Annotated in this window: 30 protein-coding genes; 14 read left to right on the top strand and 16 right to left on the bottom strand. The window is 69.3% G+C overall.

Going from position 1 to position 24,528, the window contains the following annotated elements; all coding sequences use genetic code 11:
• Position 1: 1 nt before the first annotated feature.
• The 4 genes from H8F26_RS07050 to H8F26_RS07065 are packed head-to-tail and all read right to left on the bottom strand — an operon-like array spanning position 2 to position 3,226.
• Positions 2-724: a hypothetical protein gene (locus H8F26_RS07050; RefSeq protein ID WP_197158529.1), complete on the bottom strand. Its 723-nt coding sequence runs from the start codon at positions 722-724 to the stop codon at positions 2-4.
• Between the two features lie 25 nt (positions 725-749).
• On the bottom strand, positions 750-1,925 hold the full coding sequence (locus tag H8F26_RS07055; protein ID WP_231605523.1) for an RluA family pseudouridine synthase: 1,176 nt from the start codon (positions 1,923-1,925) through the stop codon (positions 750-752).
• Positions 1,922-2,734 (bottom strand): response regulator transcription factor, encoded by an 813-nt coding sequence (locus H8F26_RS07060; protein WP_197158530.1) that lies wholly within the window; start codon positions 2,732-2,734, stop codon positions 1,922-1,924. The genes H8F26_RS07055 and H8F26_RS07060 overlap by 4 nt, the downstream gene beginning before the upstream one ends.
• A 9-nt stretch (positions 2,735-2,743) precedes the next feature.
• The gene (locus tag H8F26_RS07065; protein ID WP_197158531.1) at positions 2,744-3,226 is read right to left on the bottom strand and encodes a hypothetical protein; all 483 of its coding nucleotides are present in this window, start codon (positions 3,224-3,226) and stop codon (positions 2,744-2,746) included.
• A gap of 78 nt (positions 3,227-3,304) precedes the next feature.
• Between H8F26_RS07065 and H8F26_RS07070 the strand changes: the two genes are divergently transcribed.
• A complete protein-coding gene (locus tag H8F26_RS07070) occupies positions 3,305-4,456 on the top strand; it encodes a cysteine desulfurase family protein (protein WP_197158532.1) in 1,152 nt (383 codons plus the stop codon).
• Here the strand turns inward: H8F26_RS07070 and H8F26_RS07075 are convergent.
• Both H8F26_RS07075 and rsmH read right to left on the bottom strand, forming a co-directional pair.
• On the bottom strand, positions 4,422-5,018 hold the full coding sequence (locus H8F26_RS07075) for a DUF456 family protein (protein ID WP_197158533.1): 597 nt from the start codon (positions 5,016-5,018) through the stop codon (positions 4,422-4,424). The two genes, H8F26_RS07070 and H8F26_RS07075, sit on opposite strands and share 35 nt — an antisense overlap.
• Entirely contained in the window at positions 5,018-5,935 is a 918-nt protein-coding gene (gene rsmH / locus H8F26_RS07080) for a 16S rRNA (cytosine(1402)-N(4))-methyltransferase RsmH (protein WP_197159042.1), read from the bottom strand. The genes H8F26_RS07075 and rsmH overlap by 1 nt, the downstream gene beginning before the upstream one ends.
• A 65-nt stretch (positions 5,936-6,000) precedes the next feature.
• On the opposite strand from rsmH, the gene H8F26_RS07085 reads away from it, so the two are divergent.
• Both H8F26_RS07085 and H8F26_RS07090 read left to right on the top strand, forming a co-directional pair.
• On the top strand, positions 6,001-7,185 hold the full coding sequence (locus H8F26_RS07085; protein WP_197158534.1) for an NAD(P)H-quinone oxidoreductase subunit H: 1,185 nt from the start codon (positions 6,001-6,003) through the stop codon (positions 7,183-7,185).
• A 149-nt stretch (positions 7,186-7,334) separates the two neighbouring features.
• Positions 7,335-7,622 carry a DUF2752 domain-containing protein gene (locus H8F26_RS07090; protein ID WP_231598054.1) on the top strand — a complete coding sequence of 96 codons (288 nt, stop codon included), beginning with the start codon at positions 7,335-7,337 and terminating at the stop codon, positions 7,620-7,622.
• 160 nt (positions 7,623-7,782) lie between these two features.
• Here the strand turns inward: H8F26_RS07090 and H8F26_RS07095 are convergent, their stop codons facing one another.
• Entirely contained in the window at positions 7,783-8,496 is a 714-nt protein-coding gene (locus H8F26_RS07095) for a hypothetical protein (RefSeq protein ID WP_197158535.1), read from the bottom strand.
• Between the two features lie 74 nt (positions 8,497-8,570).
• On the opposite strand from H8F26_RS07095, the gene H8F26_RS07100 reads away from it, so the two are divergent.
• Positions 8,571-9,011 carry a thioesterase family protein gene (locus H8F26_RS07100; RefSeq protein WP_197158536.1) on the top strand — a complete coding sequence of 147 codons (441 nt, stop codon included), beginning with the start codon at positions 8,571-8,573 and terminating at the stop codon, positions 9,009-9,011.
• Here H8F26_RS07100 and H8F26_RS07105 read toward each other — a convergent pair.
• The 5 genes from H8F26_RS07105 to menA form a co-directional block, all read right to left on the bottom strand.
• On the bottom strand, positions 8,995-9,162 hold the full coding sequence (locus tag H8F26_RS07105; protein WP_197158537.1) for a hypothetical protein: 168 nt from the start codon (positions 9,160-9,162) through the stop codon (positions 8,995-8,997). The two genes, H8F26_RS07100 and H8F26_RS07105, sit on opposite strands and share 17 nt — an antisense overlap.
• A 95-nt stretch (positions 9,163-9,257) precedes the next feature.
• Entirely contained in the window at positions 9,258-9,521 is a 264-nt protein-coding gene (locus tag H8F26_RS07110) for a TM2 domain-containing protein (RefSeq protein WP_197158538.1), read from the bottom strand.
• Positions 9,522-9,537: 16 nt separating this feature from the next.
• Positions 9,538-10,821, bottom strand: coding sequence for an AMP-binding protein (locus tag H8F26_RS07115; RefSeq protein WP_197158539.1), 1,284 nt, complete (start codon positions 10,819-10,821; stop codon positions 9,538-9,540).
• Complete coding sequence (locus tag H8F26_RS07120) at positions 10,818-11,807, bottom strand: o-succinylbenzoate synthase (RefSeq protein ID WP_197158540.1); 990 nt, start codon at positions 11,805-11,807, stop codon at positions 10,818-10,820. Before H8F26_RS07120 ends, H8F26_RS07115 begins: the two co-directional genes overlap by 4 nt.
• A 26-nt stretch (positions 11,808-11,833) precedes the next feature.
• A complete protein-coding gene (gene menA / locus H8F26_RS07125; protein WP_197158541.1) occupies positions 11,834-12,832 on the bottom strand; it encodes a 2-carboxy-1,4-naphthoquinone phytyltransferase in 999 nt (332 codons plus the stop codon).
• Positions 12,833-12,953: 121 nt separating this feature from the next.
• On the opposite strand from menA, the gene H8F26_RS07130 reads away from it, so the two are divergent.
• On the top strand, positions 12,954-14,336 hold the full coding sequence (locus H8F26_RS07130; RefSeq protein ID WP_197159044.1) for an isochorismate synthase MenF: 1,383 nt from the start codon (positions 12,954-12,956) through the stop codon (positions 14,334-14,336).
• A 50-nt stretch (positions 14,337-14,386) separates the two neighbouring features.
• Entirely contained in the window at positions 14,387-15,253 is an 867-nt protein-coding gene (locus H8F26_RS07135) for an ion transporter (protein WP_197158542.1), read from the top strand.
• 34 nt (positions 15,254-15,287) lie between these two features.
• On the opposite strand, the gene gshB is transcribed toward H8F26_RS07135, so the two are convergent.
• The gene (gene gshB / locus H8F26_RS07140) at positions 15,288-16,304 is read right to left on the bottom strand and encodes a glutathione synthase (RefSeq protein ID WP_197158543.1); all 1,017 of its coding nucleotides are present in this window, start codon (positions 16,302-16,304) and stop codon (positions 15,288-15,290) included.
• Between the two features lie 2 nt (positions 16,305-16,306).
• Positions 16,307-16,567 carry a glutaredoxin 3 gene (gene grxC, locus H8F26_RS07145; RefSeq protein WP_197158544.1) on the bottom strand — a complete coding sequence of 87 codons (261 nt, stop codon included), beginning with the start codon at positions 16,565-16,567 and terminating at the stop codon, positions 16,307-16,309.
• Positions 16,568-16,652: 85 nt separating this feature from the next.
• Here grxC and H8F26_RS07150 point away from each other — a divergent pair, with 85 nt between their 5' ends.
• The 7 genes from H8F26_RS07150 (at position 16,653) to H8F26_RS07180 (ending at position 22,179) form a co-directional block, all read left to right on the top strand.
• Positions 16,653-18,056 carry an alpha/beta fold hydrolase gene (locus H8F26_RS07150; RefSeq protein WP_197158545.1) on the top strand — a complete coding sequence of 468 codons (1,404 nt, stop codon included), beginning with the start codon at positions 16,653-16,655 and terminating at the stop codon, positions 18,054-18,056.
• A gap of 30 nt (positions 18,057-18,086) precedes the next feature.
• Positions 18,087-19,212 (top strand): peptide chain release factor 2 gene (gene prfB, locus H8F26_RS07155; protein ID WP_197159045.1). Its coding sequence is split into 2 segments (ribosomal slippage): positions 18,087-18,161 and positions 18,163-19,212, totalling 1,125 coding nucleotides; the frame shifts between segments, so codons are not numbered across the junction.
• A gap of 119 nt (positions 19,213-19,331) precedes the next feature.
• Positions 19,332-19,514 carry a DUF3285 domain-containing protein gene (locus H8F26_RS07160; RefSeq protein WP_197158546.1) on the top strand — a complete coding sequence of 61 codons (183 nt, stop codon included), beginning with the start codon at positions 19,332-19,334 and terminating at the stop codon, positions 19,512-19,514.
• Between the two features lie 4 nt (positions 19,515-19,518).
• Positions 19,519-20,109 (top strand): rRNA maturation RNase YbeY, encoded by a 591-nt coding sequence (gene ybeY / locus H8F26_RS07165; protein ID WP_197158547.1) that lies wholly within the window; start codon positions 19,519-19,521, stop codon positions 20,107-20,109.
• Positions 20,110-20,201: 92 nt separating this feature from the next.
• Entirely contained in the window at positions 20,202-20,624 is a 423-nt protein-coding gene (locus tag H8F26_RS07170; RefSeq protein WP_197159046.1) for a diacylglycerol kinase family protein, read from the top strand.
• Positions 20,625-20,713: 89 nt separating this feature from the next.
• Positions 20,714-21,337: an aminodeoxychorismate/anthranilate synthase component II gene (locus H8F26_RS07175; protein ID WP_197158548.1), complete on the top strand. Its 624-nt coding sequence runs from the start codon at positions 20,714-20,716 to the stop codon at positions 21,335-21,337.
• 83 nt (positions 21,338-21,420) lie between these two features.
• A complete protein-coding gene (locus tag H8F26_RS07180) occupies positions 21,421-22,179 on the top strand; it encodes an MBL fold metallo-hydrolase (protein WP_197158549.1) in 759 nt (252 codons plus the stop codon).
• Here the strand turns inward: H8F26_RS07180 and H8F26_RS07185 are convergent.
• On the bottom strand, positions 22,163-23,353 hold the full coding sequence (locus tag H8F26_RS07185) for a histidinol-phosphate transaminase (protein ID WP_197158550.1): 1,191 nt from the start codon (positions 23,351-23,353) through the stop codon (positions 22,163-22,165). The genes H8F26_RS07180 and H8F26_RS07185 overlap by 17 nt on opposite strands.
• Positions 23,354-23,509: 156 nt before the next feature.
• Between H8F26_RS07185 and H8F26_RS07190 the strand changes: the two genes are divergently transcribed.
• Positions 23,510-24,079, top strand: a complete 570-nt coding sequence (locus H8F26_RS07190) for a tyrosine-type recombinase/integrase (RefSeq protein WP_231605524.1) — start codon at positions 23,510-23,512, stop codon at positions 24,077-24,079.
• A 298-nt stretch (positions 24,080-24,377) separates the two neighbouring features.
• Here H8F26_RS07190 and H8F26_RS07195 read toward each other — a convergent pair whose 3' ends face one another.
• Positions 24,378-24,521 carry a hypothetical protein gene (locus tag H8F26_RS07195; protein ID WP_197158551.1) on the bottom strand — a complete coding sequence of 48 codons (144 nt, stop codon included), beginning with the start codon at positions 24,519-24,521 and terminating at the stop codon, positions 24,378-24,380.
• Positions 24,522-24,528 lie beyond the last annotated feature (7 nt).

The following is a 24,528-nucleotide window of genomic DNA, read 5'->3' on the forward strand; positions in this document are numbered from 1 at the left end:
GTCAGCCGGGTCCATAGGCGATCTGGCACACGGCATTGAGCAACTGGGCCTGATCTGCCGTGCTGGGGGGCTGGCCCTGCAACAGGCCCTGGTCGCAATCCGCCTGGCCATAGGAATAGCTGCCGCCGCCGATGGCATAGGCGAAGCTGGCGCCCTTCGGCGGCACGGCCTGCACCGAGGCGTAGTCGAGCTGAATCGAGGTCTGGGGCACCACGATCACGGTGTTGTGCTCCTCCACCGCCGCGTCCACCAGATCGGTGACGGCCGACGCAGTGGCCAGGCTGGCGACTCCCCAGGCGGCCGACCGCGCTCCCCACCAGCCCCAGCCCGCCGGGTTGACGCGGTAACAGCCGGCAGTCCATGGCCTGGCCTGCCAGTAGCGGCCGCCCTGCCAGGCGGGATTCCAGGTGCCCACCCCAGGCCTCCGCACCACCCCGGCACCGGGCGCACCCCAGCCGGCGCCGGGCCGCACGCCCCGCCCCGAAGCCGGTCCTCCCACGCCTCCGCGGTTGTACAGGCCGGGTCCGGCCTCTCCAAAACCGGCACCAGGCCGCACCCCGGCACCGGAGGCCGGTCCGCCGACTCCGCCGCCCCGCATGGGCCTGGCCGTGGCCTGCGGTGCCGACAGCAGCAGGGGCAGCAACAGCAGGGGCGTCAGCAGCAGAGGGTTGAGCAGCAGGTCCTGGGGCCGGCTCCCCCAGCGGGATCGGGATGGATGGGCCATGGAGGTGTACGGGGACTCCCCCTTGCTAGCCAGGGACTGATGCAAAGGATTGGCTTTCGGCCTTTCGGAGCGAGTCCCCTGCGGTCATGGGCTCCGTTGCGTAGGCAAGGACTGCCGGCAACGGCGCCTCCAGCTCCAGGCAGCCACCCCCGGGCAGGGGCAGGCTGAGCCGGTGGGCATGGAGGTGATAGCCGCCGGCGCCGGGCAGCACCGCCGGATGGGCGGTCCCGCCTGCCTGGTAGAGCGGATCACCGAGCAGGGGGGCGCCGAGTGCGGCGGTGTGGATGCGGATCTGGTGGGGCCGGCCCGTGGTGATGGCCACGGCCACCAGGCAGGCGCCGGAGCGGCGTTGCAGCAGCGTCAGGCGGCTCTCGGCGGCCAGGGCAGCGGGGTCTTCGGCCGTCTCGGCGGCACACCAGATCGTTCCCAGCAAGGGATGGGGACGCCGACCGATCGGGGTGGTGATGGTGAGGCTCTCCCCCGGGGCCAGCCCCGCCAGATCCGGCGGCAGCGGAGTCGTGAGCGCGCGGTAGATCTTGCGGCAGCTGCGCTGTCCGTGCTGGCCGGTGCCTGACCGCTGGCTGCTGCTGCTGTCGCGCAGCAGGGCGCTGAGCCAGGCGCGGCTGGCGGGGCGGCGGGCACAGACCAGCAGGCCGGAGGTGGAGCGGCCCAGGCGATGCACGGGGCGGGGCACCCCAGCGGGATCACCGCCATGGCGCCGCTCCAGCAGCCGCAGCAGGGTGTGCTCCGAGAAGCCACCGGCGGGCAGCACCGGCAGGCCGCTGGGCTTGTCGATCACGCAGAGGTCGCCGTCGTCGAACAGAACGTTCCACGACCCCGGCACGGCCTGCTCCTTCCAGGGGGGCCGATGCCAGTCCAGCCGATCCCCGGCTGCGAGAGGCCCATCGGCCCGGAGCTGGTGGCCGTTCCACCACAGCTCACCGGCGGCGAGCCGCTGGCGCCACAGTGCCGCCCCCGAATGGGTGAAGCGGGACGCCAAGTAAGACAACACGCCTGCGGGGTTGGCCGTCGGTACCCCAGCCACTGAATCTGGGCTGGAGAGGGTGTCCAACTGGCGCAGATCATCGGCCCTGATCCGCTCGCGATACACGTGACCCTGGTTGAGGCTCTCCGGCAGCCAGTCCGGAGGCGGAGCTTCCTCCAGCGGAGCTGCCTCGCCCGGAGGGGCCCCGGAGCTCACTCCACCAGGCCGTGCTCGAGGGCGTAGCGCACCAGCTCGGTGCGGCTGGAGGTGCCGGTCTTGGTGAACAGCCGGCTCACGTACTTCTCCACGTTGCGGATCGAGGTTTCCAGCCGCCGGGCGATCTCCTTGTTCATCAGCCCCTCCGCCACCAGCTGCAGCACGCTCGCCTCGCGGGGCGTGAATTCCAGCCGCACTGCCGCCGGCGGCTTCTTGCTGCCGCTGCTGGAGAGCAGGGAGCGGATCTCGGTGATCTGCTTGGCCATCTGGCCGATGTCCGCATCGGCAAAGCGGGCCGCCTCGGCCAGCAGCCGTTCCTGACGACGCACTGCGTTGTGGACGCGGGCCACCAGCTCGTCGGGATCGAAGGGCTTGGGGATGTAGTCGTCGGCGCCGGCATTGAAGCCGGCGATGCGATCGGCGGTCATCCCCTTGGCGGTGAGGAAGATCACCGGGGTGCCCCCCAGGCGCTCATCGCCCCGCAGCCGCTGCAGCAGCCCGTAGCCATCGAGGCGGGGCATCATCACGTCGCTGATGATCACATCAGGCAGCAGCTCCTGGGCCAGGGTCCAGCCCTCCTCACCGTCATTGGCGGTGGTCACCACGAAGCCCTCGTCCTCGAGGTAGGCCTTCACGGCGGTGCGCAGACCGGGTTCATCGTCCACCAGCAGCAGACGGACCGGTGCCTGCGGAGCCGGCTCGGCGGCCTCGGCTGAAGCGGCTCCGGCCGCTGCGGAGCTGGCACCAGCGGGGCTGGTTGCGGCCGCATGGGGATTGGCGGGTCGGGAGCCGGTGGGGTCGGGGGTCATGCGCTCAATCTATCGACGGCTTCCCGGCAGCACCTGGCGGCGCTCCTGCAGGTGGCCGGGATAGCCCAGCTGGCGGGCCACCGCCCCCAGGGTGGCCGGATCCTTGCCGGCCTGCTCCGGGAAGCAGGTGGCCCACCAGATCAGGTGATGGAGCCGGTTGCCGGGGGTGATCTGGCCGCCGGGGTTGAGCTCGAGCACGATCAGGTTGCGGCCGTCGCTGGTGATCCGCATCGGCGTGGCGGGGTTGCAGCGGATCGACTCGGTGCGCACCTTGATGTCGTCGGGAAGCTCCTCCCACACCTTGATCCGCCAGAGCCCGGGCTCGGCTGGATCGGCCGTGGCGCCATAGACGCCGGTGGCCTGTTTGCCGCCCCGCACCTGCCGTTCCTCCAGAAGAATCAGATCCTTGGGCCTCGCCTTCGAGGGGATCAGGTTCAGGCCCTGGGCCGAGGCTGGCGCAGCCAGAACCCAGCAGGCGAGCAGGCCCGCCATGGTCGTCAGCCCGCGAGTCAGAAGCCCACCGGCCAGCCTGGGTGTCGCGGTTGCCCGTGCAGTTGTCAGCATGAATCCATGCTGGCCTACCTCGACCACCACGCCACCACCCCCTGCGATCCGGCCGTGGTCGCCGCCATGGCGCCCTGGTGGAGTGAGGCTTTCGCCAACCCCGCCAGCCGCCTCTACCGGCCGGCCCTGCAGGCGGCGGCGGCGGTGGAGCAGGCCCGCGGCCGCATCGGCAGGGCCCTCGGCGTGGCTCCGGAAACGGTGTGTTTCACCAGCGGCGCCACCGAGGCCAACAACCTGGCCCTCAAGGGTGTGGTGGAAGCGGCGTCGGAGCGCGGTCTCTCCCGCCGGCGGATCGTGAGCCTGGTGAGCGAACACCGGGCGGTGCGGGATCCCCTCGCCCATCTGCAACGCCACGGTGTGCCGCTGACGCTGTTGCCGGTGCAGCCCGATGGGCTGCTCGATCTGAACCGGCTGGAGGAGGACCTCACCCCGGACGTGCTGCTGCTCTCGGTGATGGCCGCCAACAACGAGATCGGCGTGCTGCAGCCCCTGGCGGCGATCGGCCGGCTCTGCCGCGATCGGGGCGTGCTGTTTCACTGCGATGCCGCCCAGGCGGTGGGCCAGATTCCGCTCGCCGCCGAGGAGCTCGGCATCGACCTGCTCAGTCTCAGCGGCCACAAGCTGTATGGGCCCAAGGGGGTGGGGGCGCTGCTGGTGCGCCCCGGCGTGCCCCTGGCGGCGCAGCAGCACGGCGGCGGGCAGGAGGGGGGGCTGCGGGCCGGCACCCTGCCGGTGCCGCTGATCGTGGGGCTGGGGGTGGCGGTGGAGCAGGCCCTGGCCGACCGGGAGGCGCGGGCCCTGCGGCTGGCGCCCCTGCGCGACCGGCTGCAGCAGGCGCTCGAGAACCTCGGGGGGGTGACCCTGAACGGGTCCGCCACGGCCCGCCTGCCCCACAGCCTCAATGTGAGCGTGGCAGGCCTGGACGGCACCCGACTGCATCAGCGGCTGCGCCGGCAGATCGCGGTGAGCAGTGGCTCGGCCTGCAGCCAGGGCAGTCCATCCCACGTGCTGGCGGCCCTGGGGCGCAGCCGCGCCGAGGCCGCCGCCTCGATCCGCTTCGGGCTGGGGCGCGGCACCACCGAGGCCGACATCAGCACGGCGATCACGGCCGTGCGTGAGGCCGTCAACCAGCTCCGCTCGGGCCCCACAGGGTGGTGAGCAGCACGAAGCCCACCACCCCTACAACGGCCAGCAGGGCCTGGGCCACCCGGCTCACCAGCATCCCGCTCACCACCGCCAGCCCCACCAGCAGGCAGCGCCGTAACCGCAGCAGCGGGGTGGGCGCCAGCGAGGCCGGAGCGCTGACCAGCTCCCCCACACTCGCCCCCAGCAGGGGTCCCACCAGTGCCCCGAGCAGAGGTCCACCGAAGGGCAGGGCTGGCAACAGGCCCAGCAATCCCACCAGCAGCCCGATGCCGGCACCGAGATAGGCCCAGCGCGTGGCCTGCAGCCGCGCCGGACCCAGCACCAGCCCGAGCGCCTCGGCCCCCCAGCCGAGCAGCAACAGCACCACGGCCAGCGCCAGCGGCGGCCAGCCCACGCTCCAGCCCACCGCCAGGGGCCAGAGCAGCGCCCCCAGGGGCAGCAGCACCAGACCGGGCAGCAACGGCAGCAGGGTGCCGGGCAGGGCCGCCAGCTGAATCAGGAATGCCAGCCACCAGAGCAGGTCGGTGCGTGCCGTGGCGCTCAGCGCCGGCAGGGCGATCGCGGCCAGGGCCATCAACCCTCCTCCAGAACCCGCCGCCGGGCCACCCGGAACTTGGCGGAGCGGCTGCGGGGATTGGCCTCCTGCTCCGCTTCGCTGGCGACCAGGGGCTTGCGGGTGATCCTCTCCAGCCGTTCATCGGCGAGGAAGGCGGTCTTGACCCGCCGGTCTTCGAGCGAATGGAAACTGATCACACCCAGCAGCCCGCCGGGCAGCAGCCAGTCGGGGGCGCGCTGCAGCAGGCGATCCAGCACGGCGAGTTCGTTGTTCACGGCGATGCGCAGGGCCTGGAAGCTGCGGGTGGCGGGATGGATGCGGCCGCGCCGCGCCTTGGGCGGGTAGCAGCCGGCGATCGCGTAGGCCAGGGCGGCTGTACCCCTCCCCTCCGCTCCTGTGGGATCACTCCAGGGGCGCAGCTCCACCAGTTTGCGGGCGATGCGGCGCGATAGCCGCTCTTCGCCATAGGCATACAGCAGATCGGCCAGCTCGGTTTCCGAGAGCCGATCGAGCAGCGCGGCTGCCGGCTCGCCGGCAGCGGGATTCATTCGCATGTCGATCGGGCCATCGACGCGGAAGCTGAACCCTCGTTCCGCCACGTCCAGCTGGGGGCTGCTCACCCCCAGGTCGGCCAGCACCAGGGCGGCGGGCTCGGGGGGCAGGAAATCGGCGAAGTTCGTGGCCACGATCCGCACCCGATCGCCGTAGGGGTCCAGGCGCTGGGCGGCGGCGGCGCGGGCGGTGGGGTCCTGGTCGAGACCGATGAGGCGCAGGCCGGGATGGGCCTCCAGCAGCAGGGCGCTGTGGCCGCCGCCGCCAAGGGTGCAGTCGATCAGCAGGCCGCCCTGCGGGCCCGCCGCCGCGGGGGGGAGCACCGCGAAGCTGGCGAGCACCGCTTCCGCCAGCACCGGCACGTGATCGAAGGCCTGTGCCAGAAGAGGCCATGCAGCGGGCTCTCCCTTCCTAAGATCCCGCCATTCGATCCGCAGCCCACGGCCCCATGACGCAGCTGGAGACGCGCACGGAGCCGATGGTGGTCAACTTCGGGCCCCATCACCCCTCCATGCATGGGGTGCTGCGGCTGGTCGTGACCCTCGATGGCGAAGACGTGGTGGACTGCGAGCCGGTGATCGGCTACCTCCATCGCGGCATGGAGAAGATCGCCGAGAACCGCACGAACGTGATGTTCGTGCCCTACGTAAGCCGCATGGACTATGCGGCCGGCATGTTCTACGAGGCGATCGTGGTGAATGCGCCCGAGCGTCTGGCCAACGTGCCGGTGCCGAAGCGGGCCAGCTACATCCGCGTGCTGATGCTGGAACTCAACCGCATCGCCAACCACCTGCTCTGGCTCGGCCCCTTCCTGGCGGACGTGGGCGCCCAGACGCCGTTCTTCTACATCTTCCGCGAACGGGAGATGATCTACGACCTCTGGGAAGCGGCCACCGGCCAGCGGCTCATCAACAACAACTATTTCCGCATCGGCGGTGTGGCTGCCGACCTGCCCTGGGGCTGGCTGGAGAAGTGCCTCGATTTCTGCGATTGGTTCGGCCCCAAGATCGATGAATACGAGAAGCTGATCACCAACAACCCCATCTTCCGCCGCCGCATCGAGGGGCTCGGCACCATCGAGCGGGAGCAGGCGATCAACTGGAGCCTTTCGGGCCCGATGCTGCGGGCCTCCGGCGTGCCCTGGGACCTGCGCAAGGTCGATCACTACGAGTGCTACGACGACTTCGACTGGAGCGTGGCCTGGGCCAGCGAAGGTGATTGCTACGCCCGGTACCGGGTGCGGGTGGAGGAGATGCGCCAGTCGCTGAAGATCCTGCGCCAGGCCTGCCAGATGATCCCCGGCGGCCCCACCGAGAACCTGGAAGCCCGGCGCATGGCCGAGGGCAAGAAGAGCGAGTGGTATGGCTTCGATTACCAGTACGTGGCCAAGAAAGTGGCTCCCACCTTCAAGATTCCTTCGGGCGAGCTGTATACACGCCTCGAATCCGGCAAAGGGGAAATCGGTGTGTTCATCCAGGGCAACGACGACGTCACCCCCTGGCGCTTCAAGATTCGCGCCGCCGATTCCAACAACCTCCAGATCCTGCCCCACCTGCTCAAGGGCAACAAGGTGGCCGACATCATGGCGATCCTTGGCTCGATCGACGTGATCATGGGCTCGGTGGACCGCTGAGCCGCGCAGCAACCCGACCTCGATCCACGCGCCAGCGCTGGCTGCAGCGGCTGCGGCAGTCTGGCTTCCTCCTGCCTGCTGCTCTCACCGGTTACCTGGGGCTCAAGGGTTGGCTGGGCCATGGCCTCCTGCCCGGCTGGTCGTGTCCGTTGCGGGCGCTCACCGGTATTCCCTGCCCCACCTGTTTCCTCACCCGGGCTGTCTGCTCCAGCCTCCAGGGCCAGATCCGTGAGGCGATGGACTGGCATGCCTTCGGACCGGCGGCGGCCGTGGCTCTGCTGGTCTGGTCGGTGGCGTCGATCCGCAGCCGGCGGCTGGTGCCACCCCAGCTGAAAGGGAGCCATCTGGTGGTGATCAGTGTGGCGCTGGTTCTCTATTGGGGGGTGCGCATGACCCTGCAGTACGGACTGGGGCTGCCGGCCTTCCCGACGGGCTGAGGGTTCCGCAGCAGGACAGGCCAGGAGTGACCAGATTCAGATCAAACGACAGGATTCAGATCAGAAGGACGACAAGCTCAGAAGACAAGATTCAGATCAGAAGGCAAGATCTGATCAGCAGATCAGAGGCCCAGCAGAGCGGCCTTGATCGGAGCCGGGATCAGGAGATCACGCCCTGGTGATACGCGGAGTTCTGGATGTAGAAGTTTCCCACCGGTATCGCCACCAGCGCCGCCAGGCCGCAGGTGCAGATCGACACCACCAGCACCACCGTTCCCACCAGCGCCTGCACCCCCACAAAGGCCATGCCATGCGGTGAGCGGAACACGGCCTGGAAGGAACTGGCAAAAGCGTCCAGCACCCCCTGATCGGTGGCGAAGATGCGGTTCACATACACCGGCGCCACCAGCAGCACCGCAAAGCCGGGCAGCAGGCAGAGCAACAGGCCGACGCAGGTGACCAGCGCGAAGAAGAGGCCCGCCAGCAGATAGCGCATCGGTCGATCCTGCAGGATCCGCAGGGCCTCGGACACGGTGATGGTGGTGCCCGTTTCGTAGTGCAGGGCCGGCACTGCCACCAGCAGTACCCCCACCAGGCTGGAGAGGATGGCAAAGGGCACCTGACCCAGCTGGCCGAGCAGCAAGGCCATCTGGGCAGCCGCGCCGGTGGGATCGAGGGCTCCCTGGGTGAGTGCCGCCGGATCAGCGCCGCCCAGGCTCACGCCCAGCAAGGCAAACACCAGGGACACCCCGCTGCCCACCGCCGTGATCGCCATGGTGATCAGCCAGATCACCAGCAGGGTGGGGAGATGGGCCACGAAGGCCTCCCAGGCCCGATTCAGGCTGGGCGGCTCGTAGGCGAACGCAGCGGCCACACCAGCGGGGCGAAGATGGCCGGAATGTAATGGGGCCACCAAAGCCGCACAAGGGAGACCCGGGGACAGGATCGATGGCATCGAGCCACTGGCTGCAGATCGAGCGCACCGTGCGCTTCGGCGACACCGATGCCGCCGGGGTGATGCACTTTCACCAGCTGCTGCGTTGGTGCCATGAGGCCTATGAGGAGAGCCTGGCGCGCTACGGCATCAGCGCCGAGGAGATCTTCCCGCGTCCTGGCCAGCCGCTCGCCGTGGGGTTGCCGATTGTGCATTGCAGCGCCGATTACCGCCACCCGCTGGTTTGCGGCGATCAGCTCAGGGTGTGGCTGCAACCGGAACGCCTCGATCCCGGCAGCTTCGAGGTGCGCTACAGCTTCCGCTGCGACGGCCACGACGTCGCCACTGGCCTGACGCGCCATGTGGCCATCACGGTGGAGACCCGAAGGCGCTGCCCTCTGCCGCTGGCGATCCAGCGCTGGTTGGAGGCCTCCAACCTCAGCGCTGCCGGCTGAGGCCCCATAGCAGGGCCGCGAGCTGGAGGGGGAGCAGGCTGGCCATCCAGGCCAGAGGGTGGAGCCCCTGATCTGGGATGGCGTTGAAGGCGGCGAGGCTGATCAGGCTGGCCAGCACCAACAGCAGCAGCGGCATTCGGCGCAGGGCCATGGGGAAGACGGTCGATGCCGGGGAGCCGGAACGCGGTGCTGAACCTTGTGAGACCCCGGGCGATGCAGGGTTGGCAAGGGGAAGACCCAACGGCATCAGAACCATTCCCGCTTGGCGTCGAGATAGGTGGCTTTGAACTCCTCAGGTGTTTTGGAGAGATAGATAATCCCTTCAACCAGGCCGATCACACCCATCACGAATCCGCCGAATCCGCACGTCACAACCGTGACAACGGCCATGATGATGCCGGCGTTCGTATAGCCCAGTACGAACTTGTGGATCCCAAAGGCACCCAGGAAGATCCCAAGCAGGCCGGCGGCGAGCTTTTTGTTGCTCACTTCCGGATCAACGCCGTTCATGTCTTGAGGGCCTGGGTCAAGGGTTTTGTAGCGAGGCGAGCCACTGCTGCCAACGCCCCCGTTGCCATTTGCCAGTAGCGGTGGGTGCCAGATCGGGGCAGAGCAACCAGCGGCGCGGCCGTTCAGCGGCCCGCCAGCCGGCCGTGAGTGCCGGCAGCGCCTGCTGCAGCGACTCCCAGTCGTCAGGCGAGTGACCGCGCACCAGCGCCACCAGCCGCTGCCCCCAGGGGGGCTCCTCCACGCCGAGCAGCAACACCTCCTGCAGGGGCAGCGCAGCGGCCAGCTGCCGCAGCCGCTCCTCCAGCTGCTCGGGAAACACGGTCTCACCGCCGCTGCTGATGGCGCCATCCAGACGGCCCTGGATGTGCAGGCCCAGGGGTGTCAGCACCCCACCATCCCCACTGGTCCACCAGCCGTCCGGGGTGCGGGGCAGCGGCTGCAGCAAGCCCTGCGCCAGCCAGCCGGGACTGAGCCGTGCGGTGCGCAGCTGCACGGCGCCGGTCTGGGGCTCCAGCCGCAGTTCCACATCCTCGAGTGGGAAGCCGCAACCAGGCTGGGCCGGATCGCCGGCTACAAACTGCTGCGGCGCCAAGGCGCAGACCATGGCGGCGGTTTCCGTGGCGCCGTAGCAGGGGGCCAGCGGCAGCTCCCAGTGCCGGGCCCTGCGGGCCAGGTCCTGCGGCAGGGCCGCACCACCCACCCAGATCACGGCACAGCCACGCAGCCAGGCCACGGCAGTCGGATGCTCCAGCAGCCGCGCCAGCTGGGTGGGCACCAGCGAGAGCAGCACCGGTCGATCGCCAGGGTGCGGCAGGGCGTCTGCCAGGTGCTGGGGCTGGCGCAGCAGGGTCGCTGGTAGCCACCGGTGGCTCTCCGCCCAGGGATGCGACCGCGTCCGCTGCTGCGCCCACTGCTGAGCCCGCAGCAGCGGCAGCAGACCGCTGACGTGATGCAGCGGCAGGGGATTGAGGTGCATACAACGGGCCGGATCGATCTCCAGTTGCTCCAGCCAGTGCGCCGTGGCCGCAGCCGAGGCCTGAAGGTGGGCCAGGGGCTGCAGGCACCAGCGGCGCCCGCCGCTGGTGCCGCCGCTGCCCACCAGCACGCCGGCGCCGACCGGCAACTGGGCGCCGATCAACTCGCTCTGCAGCTGCTGCGCCTCGGCGGGATCGGCCAGGGCCACCAGGCGCTGCTCCTGCCAGGCACGTTCGAGCGTCGCGATCAATTCCGCCGGGTCGCCAGCCTCGCCGCTTTGCAACAAGAGCGGTTCGGCGCCCGCGTGCAACTCCGGATCCTTCATCGAGCCGCCGCCTCCCACACCTCCACAGGGTCCAGGCTGCCGAGTCCCATGCCTGGCAGCCAGCCCGGTGCCAGGCCGGGGGCGGGGGCGTCGCCCTGGTGAGCCTGCAGGGCCGCCAGATGGTTCAGCCAGCGCTGGCCGATGCCGGTCTCGAAGGCGGTGCTGAGCACCAGCCGCGGCAATGGCCCGCCCCCCCTCCCTGCCAGTGCCGCCAGCAGGGGGCGCGGGTCCCCCTCCTGCGAGGGGCGCCGCACCTGCCAGCCGGGCCAGCGTTGGCGCAGCTCCGGCCTGTGCTGCAGGGATTCATCCAGGGCCACCGGCAGCAGTCGGGCCAGGGCCTCATGGCCCTCCAGGTCGAAGGGTTCGAGCGGCTGCTCCAGCCATTCGAGCCTCGGCTCCTCCGCCAGCCGCTCTGCCCAGGCCGTTGCGGTGGCGCGGCTCCAGCCGCCATTGGCATCAAGCCGCAGCCGGGCGCCGGCAGGCAGCCGCTCCAGCAGCTGTTCCAGCACCTGCCGTTCCAGTGGATCGGGGTTGGCGGCCACCTTCCACTTGCAGCTCGGCCGGACCGCCCTGTTGGCCCCGTCTGCGTTCAGGTGGAGCTCAAGGGCAGCCAGGGCTTCCTCTCCGGCCGGAAGCAGCCGGGCGGCGGGCGGCGGCGGCAGCCAGATGGGGCCGATCAGCCCGTCCAGCTCCGCCAGGGCGGCACCGATCGCGAACGCCAGCACCTCTGGCAGGCCGGGCAGCAGGGCCTCGAGGGCGACACGCGTCATGGTGGCGTCTGGTCCAGGCGTGCAACGGGCGATCGCAACCGCCAGAGCCGCCGTTTCGCCTTGCAGGGCCGCCGCCTCGCCCCAGCCCAAGGCGGCGTGATCGGGCGACTCCAGTCGCAACAGCCAGCCCTGCTTCTGGCGCAGCCAGCCCTGGGAGGTGCGCAGGGGCTGGGGCAATGAAAGACGGAACGGGCGCCACTGCAGCCGCAGCGCCACGGCCGCTCCTGATCCAGGGCTGTAGCTCAATGCCCGGCCCGCGCCAGCCAGGGCCCCAGCGCCAGGCCCAGGGCCAGCCCCAGGCCGTTGAGGGCCTGGAAGCGGAGGGCCAGGAACTTGCTGCCACTGATGCGCTCGGGCACATGATGGTGCTCGCGCAGCAGGCGGATCAGGGCCCGGGCCGGCGGCAGACCGATCGCACCGAGCAGGGCCGTGAGGGGCCACCAGCCGAGCAGCACCGGTGCCCACTCCCAGGCCAGGGTGGCCGCCACAAACCAGGGCACCAGGGTCGCCGCCCGATCGCTGCCGAGCTGCACCACCGGTGAGCGCTTGCCATGGGTGGCGTCTTCCTCCACCTGATGGAAGTGGGAACAGAACAGCACCAGGGTGGTGGCCAGGGCCGGACCTCCCCCCAGCACCAGGGCATCGGCCCAGGGGATCGTGACTCCCGCCGCCCCACCGGCCTCGGCGACCGGCGCCAGTGCCAGCAGGGCCGCCGCCGTGGCGCAGGGGCCGAAGGCCAGCCAGCAGAGCGGCTCCCCCAGACCCAGGTAGCCAAGGCGGAAGGGCGGCCCCTGGTAGAGGTAACCCAGTCCGCAGCAGGCCAGTACCAGCAGCAGCACCGCCGCGGAACTGCGCAGGGCCACCACGGCCATCACCAGCAGACCCAGCACCAGGGCCCCGTTTGCCAGGGCCGCCACCCGGTCGCGCCGGCCGGTGAGGGCCACCACTGAGTGGGGCTTGCCCTGGGTGTCGACGCCGGTCTCGTCATCGAAGACGTCGTTGGCCAGGTTCTCCCAGGCCAGCAGCAGCACGGCCGCCAGCAGGAACAGCAGCAGTTGATCGAGCCGCATCGGCAGGCCGCGACCCAGCCGCCAGCCGGCGGCGATCAGGGCCGGCATCACCGCCACGGCATACATGGGCCACTTGATCGCCGCCTTCCAGAGGCGGCGCCGATCCAGCGGTGGCCCTTGCCGTGGCGCCTCGGCGGCGTGAAGGCTTGCGACGACCTGGGGCTCGGACATGGATGCCGGCAGCTGCTGATGCGAGAAGGTCCATACATTTGAGCAGCCGCTTCGGCGCCACCCGGTGCAGGCTCCACCCAGCGTCACCTCCCCACTCCCGTCGTTTCTCGCGGAGCCCTCCCTGCCGGAGGCGAGCTTCACGGAGCTCCTTGCCGCGGCGGCCCAGGGGGCCAGCCAGCTGGAAGACGACGGGGTGCTGAGCCTGGCGTTGCCGCTGGCCGCGCGAGACCCGATGGCGCTGCTGGCCCATCTCCCCAACGGCCAGCGGTTCCGTTTCCTCTGGGACAGCGCTCCCGGCCTCTGCCTGGCCGCCAGCGGCAAGACCCACAGTCTGGAGCTGAGCGGACCGCGTCGCTTCGAGCTGGCCCAGCGCTTCAGCGCCGTGAGCCTCAGCCGGCTGGCGGTGGCGCCGCAGGCCTGCCCGCCCCTGGCCCGGCCGCGGGTGCTGCTGGCCTTCTCCTTCTTCGACAGCCCCCTGCAGGACGGCCAGGGCGTGGCCGGGGTGGAGGCGGTACTGCCGCGCTGGCAGCTCAGCCGCCAGGGGCGCCACTGCTGGCTGCGGCTGCAGCGCAGCCTCGGCGGCGACGTGACCCCCCGCTCGGTGGCGGAGGAGCTCTGGGAGCAGGCCGAGCTGTTGCGCACACTGCCGCCGTCTGCCGAACCGGCGGGCGATTTGCTGGGGGTCCGCCTGTTGCACAGCTCCCCCTGGCAGGAGGGCTACCGCGAGGCGGTGGCTCGAGGCCTGGAGCTGGTGGAGACGGGGGTGCTGCGCAAGCTGGTGCTGGCGGTGCGCCAGCGGCTGGAGCTGGATCGCCCCCTGGATCCCCTCCTGCTCCTGGCCCAGCTGCGCCTGCGCCAGCCCGGCAGCTGTCGCTTCCTCTGGCAGCAGGCCCAGGGTGGGGTGTTGCTGGGCGCGTCACCGGAGCGGCTGCTCACGGTGCGCCAGGGCCAGCTGCGCAGCGATGCCCTGGCCGGCACGGCTCCGATCGGCCCGGCGGCCGATCTGTTGCCCGGCTCCGTCAAAGATCGGCATGAACACGAGCTGGTGGTGGAGGCGATCACCGAGGTGCTGCGCGAGGCCGGTCTCGATCCGCGCCGGCCGCGGCGACCGCGGCTGGCCCGCCACGGCCAGCTGGTGCATCTGCACACCCCGATCACCGCCAGCCTCGGGGAACAGCAACCCCTGGCCCTGGCCGCGGCCCTGCATCCCACTCCGGCGGTGGCCGGCCTGCCCCGGCGGGAGGCCATGGCCTGGTTGCGCAGCCTCGAGCCCTTCGAGCGAGGTACTTACGCCGCGCCCCTGGGCTGGATCGACAGCGAGGGGGATGCCGAGCTGCGGGTGGCGATCCGCAGTGGGACCCTGCGCGGCCGCGAGCTGGAACTCACCGCCGGCGCCGGGTTGGTGCAGGGCTCGGTGGCGGAGCGGGAACTGCAGGAGGTCGCCCTCAAGCTGGGGGTGCTGCAGCAGCAGCTCAATCTGCCGCTGGCTCCGATGCCGCATTGATGCACGAGCGCTGCCTCGGGTTTCTGCACCGCTCCTGCCCCTAGCCGGCCATGGCCCCCCTGCTCGTTCTGCTGTTGCTGCTGAGCGGTCTGCTGGTCAGTGGCCTGCTGCTGCGCCAGCACTTTGGCCGCGCCACCCTCCATCGGGTGATTGTCGAGGCGGACACGCCGGCGGGCAAGGCCTTTGACCTGTTGCTGCTGATCGCCATCAGCGCCAGCGTGTTGGCGGTGATCCTGGAAAGCGACAGCCGCGTGGCCTTGAGCCATCCCCATCTCTTCGAGGGGCTGGAATGGGGCTTCACATTGCTGTTCGGTCTCGAATACGTGCTGCGGCTGTTGTGCACCAGTCAGCCGCTGCGGTATGCCACCAGCTTCTTCGGCGTGGTGGATCTGATCGCGATCCTGCCCAGTTTCCTGGGGTTGATGCTGGCGGGAACCAAATACTTTCTGGTGGTACGGATCCTGCGGCTGCTGCGGGTTTTCAGGATCCTCAAGCTGGGCGAATATCTGCAGGAATCGGAGCTGCTCTGGCGGGCGATAGTGGCCAGCCGGCGCAAGATCATCGTCTTTCTGATGACCATGGTGCTCCTGGTGGTCATCATCGGAGCTCTGATGTATCTGATCGAGGGCGAATCCGGCGGCTTCGTCAGCATCCCGGTCGGGATCTACTGGGCCGTGGTCACCGTGACCACCGTGGGCTATGGCGATGTCGCGCCGGTCACCCCCCTGGGGCGCTTCGTCGCCTCGATCGTGATGTTGCTGGGCTACAGCATCATCGCGGTGCCCACCGGCATCCTCACGGTGGGGATTCAGCAGGCACGCCGCCGCCAGGAGCAGGTGCGGCGCTGCCCCAGCTGCGGCAAGGGGGGGCACCAGGGCGATGCCCGCTTCTGCCGCCAGTGCGGCAACGGGCTCTGAGGGGGCGCGCCGGCGTGGTTCAGGTGGGGTTGCTTCAGCCCTGTGCCAGCAACCGCTCGATCGTCAGATCCGCCAGCGGCTGCCCCGCCAGCCGTTCGACTTCCCGCACACCGGTGGGGCTGGTCACGTTGATTTCGCTGAGGCGGCCATCGATCACATCGATCCCCACGAAGAACAGACCCTCCGCCCGCAGCACCGGGGCCAGTTCGGCGCAGATCCGCCGCTCCGCCTCCGTCAGCTCGGTGACCTCCGGCGCCCCACCCACCGCCAGGTTGCTGCGGAACTCACCCGGCAGGGGCTTGCGGTTCACGGCCCCGAGCGGTTCGCCGTCCACCAGCAGGATGCGCTTGTCGCCGGCCGTCACCCCCGGCAGGAAGGCCTGCACCATCACCGGCAACCGTTCCTGCTGGGTCACCAGCTCCAGCAGGGCCGTGAGTCCGGGGGCTGAGGCCGCACTGCGCACCACCCCCTGACCGGCCCGGCCACCCAGGGGCTTGAGCACCACATCGCCGTGCTCGGCGGCAAAGGCGGCCAACTGCTCCACCCGGGCACTCACCAGCGAGGGCGCCATCAGGTGGCTGAAGCGCAGGGAACCGACTTTCTCGTTCCAGCCGCGCAGGGAGGCGGCCCGGTTGAGCACCCGCACCCCCTGGCGCTCGGCCAGCTCCAGCAGATGGGTGGCATAGAGGTAGGCCTCGTCCACGGGCGGATCCTTGCGCATCCAGACCCGGGGAAACGCTTCGAGGGGCAGCAAGCGTGGTGACTCGGCCCGGTACCAGGGCTGGGGCACCTGCCAGCCCGCCGGATCGGCCACCATCGGCTCCAGCCATACCGGCTGGGCCCACACCCAGGCACGATGGCCGCGGTCGTCAACGCCGCTGACTGGCGGTGCGGCCGACAGGTCGGCGATGGTGGCCACCCAGACCTCCTGGCCGGCCCGTTGAGCCGCCTGCATCAGGGCCACGCTCGAATCCTTGGCGGGATTGAGCCGGGCGATCGGATCGATCAGGAACAGCTGGGAGGCGGAACCGGGGGGCGGAAGGACGCTCACCGTCAGCTGCCCAGGAGGGGATCGAGCTGGCCCTTGTGATCGAGGGCATGCAACTCATCGCAGCCCCCGATGCCCTGGCCATCAATGAAGATCTGGGGCAGGCTCGTGCGCCCATCGGCCCGCTCGCTCATCGCCGCCCGGGCGGCATGGTCGCCATCGATGCCGTACTCGGTGTAGGGCACTCCCTTGCGCTCCAGCAGCTGCTTGGCGCGAATGCAGAACGGGCAATACCGCCAGGTGTAGATCTCAACGTTGGCGGCCATCTCCTCAACTCAGGCGGAAGGGTGGATCCTAGAAGTGAACAGCGGCACGGCTGGGCATGGTGATCAGGGGGCTGAGGGCTGGGCCATGACATGGACACGCCGCCACCTGTTGCTGGTCGCGGCGTCGAGTGCAGTGGCCGGCACGGTTCCCTGGAGGGCGCAGGCCAGGCCGTCGGCAGGCGAGTCTTCGGGACTGCCGGTCACGCCGTTGCAGCTGCTGGCGGCGCCCGTCTTCAACGACCAGGTTCTGTTCGCCCTCGGCGGTGCCAGCTCCCAGACGGCGGAGGTGGGAGAAGTGCTGCGGATCGCCCAGGTGATCCGTGCCCGCAGCGGCAACCCTTCCGATCCACCCACGGCTGCCTTCGATGCCCTGGTCGAGGCCTTCGGCAGCGCCGGAGATCGGCTCGAACAGTTGGCCGAGCAGGCCAGTGCGCACCCCGTCACCTCCCGCCACCGCTGGTTCCGCGCCGCCACCTGCGCCGCCCAGCAGCTGTTCTTCGTGCTCGGCAGCGGCGATGGCGCGCGCGAGGAGGCTCTCTTTGCCTCTGCCCAGCGCCGCTGGCTGCAGGCGATCCGCCTCCTGGAGCCCCGGGTCGAACGGTTCGTGGTGGCCTCGCGCTTCGGAGAGCTTCCTGTCACCTTCTTCCCCGCCCCTGGCGGAAGCGGAGCGCGCCCCACGGTGCTGATCAGCGAGGGCAGCGACGGGCAGAACGTCGAAACGATGCAGTTCGGCGTCACCGCTGCCCTGGCCCGGGGATACAACGTTGTCCTGTTCGAGGGGCCCGGCCAGATGTCGCTGCTGTTCCAGCGGCAGATCCCCTTCACCCCCGACTGGGACCAGGTGGTGGGTCCGGTGCTGGATGCGGTGCGTCAACGCAGCGACGTGGGGCGGGTGGCCCTGATCGGGATCTCCTTCGGTGGCATGCTCTGCGCCCGGGCCGCGGCCGCGCTCAGCGGGCTGGATGCGGTGGTGTTCGAACCGGCGGCCTGGAGTTTTGCCCCCCTCTGGGGTGATCAGACCAGCATGGCCGCCGTGCAACGCAGCCAGGGGGCTGGGAGCCGCGAGCAGCAGCAGGTGCGCCGCCAGGTGAATGCCGGACTGCAGGCCGCCTGGCCCTCCCTGAGCCCGACCGAGCGGTTCCAGATTCACAAGCGGGGCGAGATCTTCAGCCGCCAGGTGCTGCTGGAGGCCAGGGCCGGCCAGCCGCCCTCCGATTACTACGGCCTGCTCGAAGCGATGTTGCCCTTCGATTTCCGCAGCGACTGGCAGCGCATCCGGATTCCCAGCCTGGTGCTGGCCAACCAGGGGGACTGGGCCTTTGCCGACCAGTCGGAGCAGGCCTTTGCCCTGTTGACCGCCCTGCCTCCGAGCCAGAAGCGGCTGGTGCGTCTCACGGCGGCCGAAGGGGCCTCCCTGCACGACCAGCCGGTGGGTGCCCAGGTGGCGGAGGAGATCGTCTTCGACTGGCTTGACGAGCAACTGCGCTGATACGGTCGCCCCATGCGACCTCCCTCCACGGTGCTCGACCTCACCGACTTCAAACGCGATCTGTCCGAGCTCACCGACCGCCTGGGCAATGCCCAGGACTGTCTTTGACGTACCGGCCCTGAAAGCCCGCCAGCGCGACCTCGAGCAGCTGGCCTCCCAGCCCGATTTCTGGGATGACCAGCAGGAGGCGCGCCGCCAGATGCGCCTGCTCGACGATGTGAAGAGCCAGCTCGAGCAGCTGGCCCGCTGGCGCGGCGCCGTGGACGACGCCGAAGCCACCCTGGAGCTGTACGGGCTGGAGCCCGACGATGACCTGCTGGAGGAGGCCAGCAGCGGCCTCGCCACCCTGCGTTCCGATCTGGACCGCTGGGAGCTGGAGCGGCTGCTCTCCGGCACCTACGACAAGGAGGGCGCCGTGATTTCGATCAATGCCGGTGCCGGCGGCACCGACGCCCAGGACTGGGCCCTGATGCTGATGCGCATGTACACGCGCTGGGCTGAAGACCACGGCATGAAGGTGACCGTGGACGAACTCTCGGAAGGGGAGGAGGCGGGGATCAAGAGCTGCACGATCGAGATCGAGGGCCGCTACGCCTACGGCTACCTGCGCAATGAAAAGGGCACCCACCGGCTGGTGCGGATCTCGCCGTTCAACGCCAACGACAAGCGCCAGACCAGCTTCGCTGGTGTGGAGGTGATGCCGAAGCTGGATGAGGAGGTGAAACTCGACATCCCGGACAAGGACCTGGAGATCACCACCTCCCGTTCGGGCGGTGCCGGCGGCCAGAACGTCAACAAGGTGGAGACGGCCGTGCGGATCCTGCACATCCCCACCGGCCTGTTCGTGCGCTGCACCCAGGAACGTTCCCAGCTGCAGAACAAGGAGAAGGCGATGGCGCTGCTGATGGCCAAGCTGCTGGTGATCGCCCAGGAGCAGCGGGCCTCTGAAATCGCCGACATCCGTGGCGACATCGTGGAAGCGGCCTGGGGTAATCAGATCCGGAACTACGTGTTCCACCCTTACCAGATGGTGAAGGATCTGCGCACCCAGCACGAAACCACCGACGTGCAGGGCGTGATGGATGGTGACCTGGACCCCTTCATCGAGAGCCTGCTGCACCAGGGGGTGGAGATGGCCACCGAAGCGCCGGACTGAGGCGCCGGACCGATGCGCAGGACTGTGAAGCAACGACTGAACCTCCGGGCTCACGATCGGCGTCTGAAACGCCGACACTGAACAGGCGCAAACGAACGCTCTCCCGTCTCTTTTCCTTGATGCCGGATTCTTCACCAGACCCGCAGGCGCCACCGGCCAGTTTCGTGAAACTGGCCATGCGCAACATGGTGCGCAAGGGACGCCAGAGCCTGGTGCATTTCGGTCTCACCGCCCTGGGCCTGTGCGGATTTCTGGTGCTGATCGCCTGGCTGGGCCGGCCCACCCTGCCCCCCACGGGCTGACGCCATGCCCGCCGACTCCACCATCGAGATCGACCCCAACGAGCTCGACCTTGACCTGGCCTTCCAGGCGGACGACAGCCTGGAAGCCGCTCTGCTGGCAGCGGCAGCGCCCCTGGCCGATGCCGTGGCGGGGCTGGAACCCTGGAGCGAGCACCTGGGGCGCTGGCTGGCGGAGCTGAGGCCGGAGCTGCCCGGCACATTGCAGGCAAGGGCCTACAGCCTTGGCCTCAGCCTCTGCAGCGATGCCGCAATCGCCGAACTCAACGCCTCCTGGCGGCAGAAGGATGGCGCCACGGACGTGCTCGCCTTCGCCGCCCAGGAGACCGCTGAAGGCGAACAGTTCCCCGATCTGCCGATGGCGGCTGGGATGGAGCTGGAGGCCCTGGAGCTTGGCGACATCGTGATCTCGCTGGAAACCGCCGCTCGCCAGGCCGGAGATGCTGGCAACACGCTCAAGGATGAGCTGCTGTTCCTGGCCAGCCATGGCCTGCTTCACCTGCTCGGCTGGGACCATCCCGATGAGCCCAGCCTCGCGGCCATGCTGGCCCTGCAGGAGCGTTTGATCAGGACTGGTCAGGCCGAAAACCGGCGGTAGGGTGCGCCAAGAGACGCGTTGCCGGTACCGATGCCATGCAGGTTCCGCACGAGCCCCCCATCCTCACGCTGCATGAGCCCAGCGGCCTGGCGATGAGCACGCAAGGGACTTCCCGCAGCCGCAAACCCCGACTGGGTGCCTGGACCGTGGCAGGGGATCTGCCCTCCAGCTTTCGCTACGCAGCGCAGGGCGTGATCTATGGCTTCCGCAGCCAGCGCAACTTCCGCATCCATGTGGGCACGGGGGTGGTGGTGTTCTCCCTGGGCCTCTGGCTCGGGCTGAGCGCCGACCGGCTCGCGGTGCTGGTGCTCACGGTGGCGACGGTGCTGGTGCTGGAGCTGCTCAACACCGCCACCGAAGCCGTGGTCGACCTTGCGATCGGGCGATCCTTCCACCCCCTGGCCAAGATCGCCAAAGACTGCGCCGCCGCCGCTGTGCTGGTGGCGGCCCTGGCCTCGCTGCTGGTGGCGGGCCTGTTGCTGCTGCCGCCGCTGATGCTGCGGCTGGGCCTCTGAGGCTGCGCCCTGCCAAGCCATCCCGCTGCTGAGGCGGCAACGTTGAATGGGGCGATCGATGCGGCGCCTGCCGGCGCCCGAAGGCTCCCATGCTGCTGGTCCTCGACAACTACGACAGCTTCACGTTCAACCTGGTGCAGTATCTGGGCGAGCTGGCGACGGACCATCCCCTGGCTGCTGAGCTGCGGGTGGAACGCAACGATGCCCTCAGCCTGGAGCAGATCCGGGAACTCGCCCCCGCCGCGATTCTGATCTCCCCCGGCCCGGGCGATCCAGATCAGTCGGGTGTGTGCCTGGAGGTGTTGCGGCAGCTCAGCCCCACCGTGCCCACCCTGGGGGTGTGCCTGGGCCACCAGGCCATTGCCCAGGTGTATGGAGGGCGAGTGGTGCGGGCGGCGGAGCTGATGCACGGCAAGACCTCTCCGGTGCGCCATGGCGGCGAAGGGGTGTTCGCCGGCCTGCCTGATCCCCTCACCGCCACGCGGTATCACAGCCTGATCGCCGAGCGCGCCAGCCTGCCGGAGTGCCTGGAGATCACGGCCTGGCTCGACGACGGCACGATCATGGGCCTGCGGCACCGTGACCATCCCCATATCGAGGGGGTGCAGTTCCACCCCGAAAGCGTGCTCACCCAGAACGGCCATGCGCTGCTGGCCAACTTTCTGCGGCAGGCCAGCCTGCATCCGAGCAACCAGCGCCAGGCCAGTCGCTGAGCAGCCCGGCCAAACTGTTCTGGCGCCCCATCGCTGCTAGTTTCGCGCCACGCAAGGGCCCTTGGGGCCGCCTCCCCCATCCCATGGCTGTTGCCGGTTTCCGCCGATTCCGCCCCCTGGCGACGCTCACGGCCACCAGCGTGCTGGCGGGAACCACCCTGGCAGGAGCGGCCCTCACCCCGGCTGCGCTGGCTGCAGGCGGGGTAACCATCACCAGCTATGGCCACAGCGCCCTGTTGATCCGTGGCGGCGGCGCCACCGTGCTGGTGAATCCGTTCAAGGCCGTGGGTTGTGCCGCGGGACTCAGCGAGCCGCGGGTGGGTGCCGATGTGATCCTGGCCAGCAGTCGCCTGCTGGATGAAGGGGCCCCGGTGGCCAGCGGCCGCATGCTGGTGACTCCGGGTTCCTATCGCGTCGCGGGCCTGCAGATCGAGGGGGTCGCCGCACCCCATGACCGGGTCGGGGGCCGCCGCTTCGGGCAGTCCACCCTGTGGCGCTGGCAGCAGGGTGGACTCACCTTCGCCCACCTGGGCGGTACCGCCGCCAGGCTGGCCCCGGCCGATCGGGTGCTGCTGGGCACACCGGATGTGCTGATCATCGGGGTCGGCGGTGGCGCGAAGGTCTATACCGGTGCCGAGGCGGCGGAGGTTGTGCGGGAACTGAAGCCTCGCCGGGTGATCCCCGTTCAGCACAACAGCGGCAAGGAGAAGCCGGATTGCGACCAGGGCAGCGTCGAGCCCTTTCTGCAGGCCATGGCTGGGACCCCGGTGAAGCGGGTGGGCAGCAGTGTGACCCTGCCGGGCAAGCTGAGTGAGGGCACCGAGATCATGGTGATGCGCTGAGCTCGATGGCGGCATAGGCCGCCCAGAAGCACTCCATCTGGTCCAGCGTTCCAAGGCTCACCCGCAGGGAGCCATCGATCAGGGGTTTGCCCGCCATCGAGCGCACCAGAATGCCGGCTCGCCGCAACTCGGCCTCCACCTCAGCCGGATCCCCCTGGGGCCAAAGCAGCAGATAGTTGCCCCCGTCCACGTGGTGGCGCACACCGGCCTCCCGCAGGCGTTGCACCAGCCAGTCCCGGGCCCGCAGCACCTCCGCCACATAGGCCTCCACATAGGGCTGGTCAGCCAGGGCGGCATGGGCGGCAGTCACGGCAAAGCTGTTGATGTCGTAGGGGCCGGTGACCCGGCTCACCCGGTCCACCACGGCTGCTGGCCCGATCGCGAAACCGATGCGCAGCCCCGCCAGGCCGGCCGTCTTGGCCAGGGAGCGCAGCACCAGGAGGTTCGGATAGGCCGCAAACGGATCAGCGGCGCCGCTGGCCTGCAGCAGGAGCGGCAGCACGCTGTCGCCGGTGAAGGCCTCATAGAGCTCATCCACCACCACCAGGGTGTGGGGTGCCAGCGCCGCCAGCTCCAGGATCCGCTTCGGTGCCAGCCGGGTGCCGGTGGGGTTGTTGGGGTTGCAGAGCAACAGGATGCGAGGTGGCGTCCAGCTCGCCTGGGCTTCATCGCCAGCCGCAGCACCAGTCGCCGGTGGCTGAAGCGCGGCCTGGATCGCGGCCAGCGGGAACGTGAACGACGGCTCCTCGTAGGGAATCGCCTCGATCGCCATGCCCTGCATCCGGGCGCAGGGCGTGTAGTAGCCGAAGGTGGGGCTGGTGGTGAGCAGCCGGTCTCCTGCCGCGCCATAGGCCTGGAACAGGGCGTGGATCGCGGCATCCACGCCGTTGAACAGGCCAACCTGCTCAGGGGCGAGTGACCGGACCAGCCCTGGGGTTGTGGCACTGAGGTTGGCTACCACCGCCTCGCGCAGGCCGTCGTATTCCGGGTAGATGGCGTAGTGGTCGGCCGGGATGGCGCGAATCGCCTCCACCACCCGGGGGCTGGGCCCCACGGTGTTCTCGTTGAAATCGAGCCGCAGCAGGCCGCGCCTGCCCTCCAGGGGGGCGCTGTAGGACTGCAGCGACTCCACCTCGGGCCGGGCCTTGGGTCCTGGAGGCAGGCTGGCGGGCAAGGCGGAACGGGGCGACGATCAACGGCAGCGTAGGGAGGCCTGGTCCAGCGCTACCGCGAGAGATGGGCAGCGCTGAGGTGAAGGCGTTCCTCAGCCATCTGGCGGTCGATCTGCAGGTGAGCGCCTCCACCCAGGAACCAGGCGCTGGCGGCTCTGTTGTTTCTCTACCGCGAGCTGCTGGAGCGGGACCTGGACTTGGAGGGGGTCGTGCGGGCTCTGAGGCGGCTGCCGGTGGTGGCGGAATTGCTCTATGGCAGCGGGCTTCGGTTGATTGAGGCCCTGCGGCTACGGGTGCAGGATCTGGATTTCGACCGACATGAGCACGCGGTGCGTGACAGCAAGGCCGGCAAGGATCGCCGCACCCTGCTCCCGAATCGCCTGGGCGATCAACTGCGGGAGCATCTGGAGGATGTGCGGCGGACCCATCGAGCGGATCGGGCTCAAGGCTGGGAAGCGATCATGCTGCCGCAAGCCTTGGCTCGAAAGTACCGCAATGCTGAACGACAATGGGACTGGCCATGGGTATTCCCGCAGCGCAAACGCTGGAATGAGCATCCAATAGGAAAAGAAGGACGCCACCTGGATCCAAGTGCGATCCAAAAGGCGGTGAAACAAGCCGTTGTACGTGCTGGCCTTGCTAAACCTGTCGGTTGGCACACATTCCGCCATTCCTTTGCGACTCACCTGCGGGAGCGCGGACAAGATATCCGAACCATTCAGGAATGAATGGGCCACTCGGATCTGAACACCACGATGGCCGCGTCCCTTTGCGTGGTGTAAAACCCGAGGCCCGAATGCCCTGACTCAGAGGGTGAACAGGGTGGAATGACGGGCTGTCATTCCTGAGGCGCAGATGCACCTCGTTTTTCCACGATGAAATGAGGCGATTGACTTGTCAAGTCTCTCGTCTGATCGCGGCTGTGTTGTGAGCGGCAGGGGTCTTCTATGCAGCCCAGGGGTTACAGCGCCGGCCCCCGGGCGGCGATTGAGGCCGCTGCGCCCTGTGGGGGCGCTGCCACCTCAATCACCTGGGGCCTGCGTCTTGCACCTCTGCGGCGGCGGCGCTGAGCAGGGCCGGCAGATCCTCCAGCTCCGGGATGGCGGCCATGCTCTCGGCTGAGAACATGCGGCGTCCCTCCAGCTGCCAGTGCTCGTGCTGCTCCAGCAATACCCCC

The organism is Synechococcus sp. CBW1006, assembly GCF_015840525.1.
GTDB lineage: Bacteria > Cyanobacteriota > Cyanobacteriia > PCC-6307 > Cyanobiaceae > CBW1002.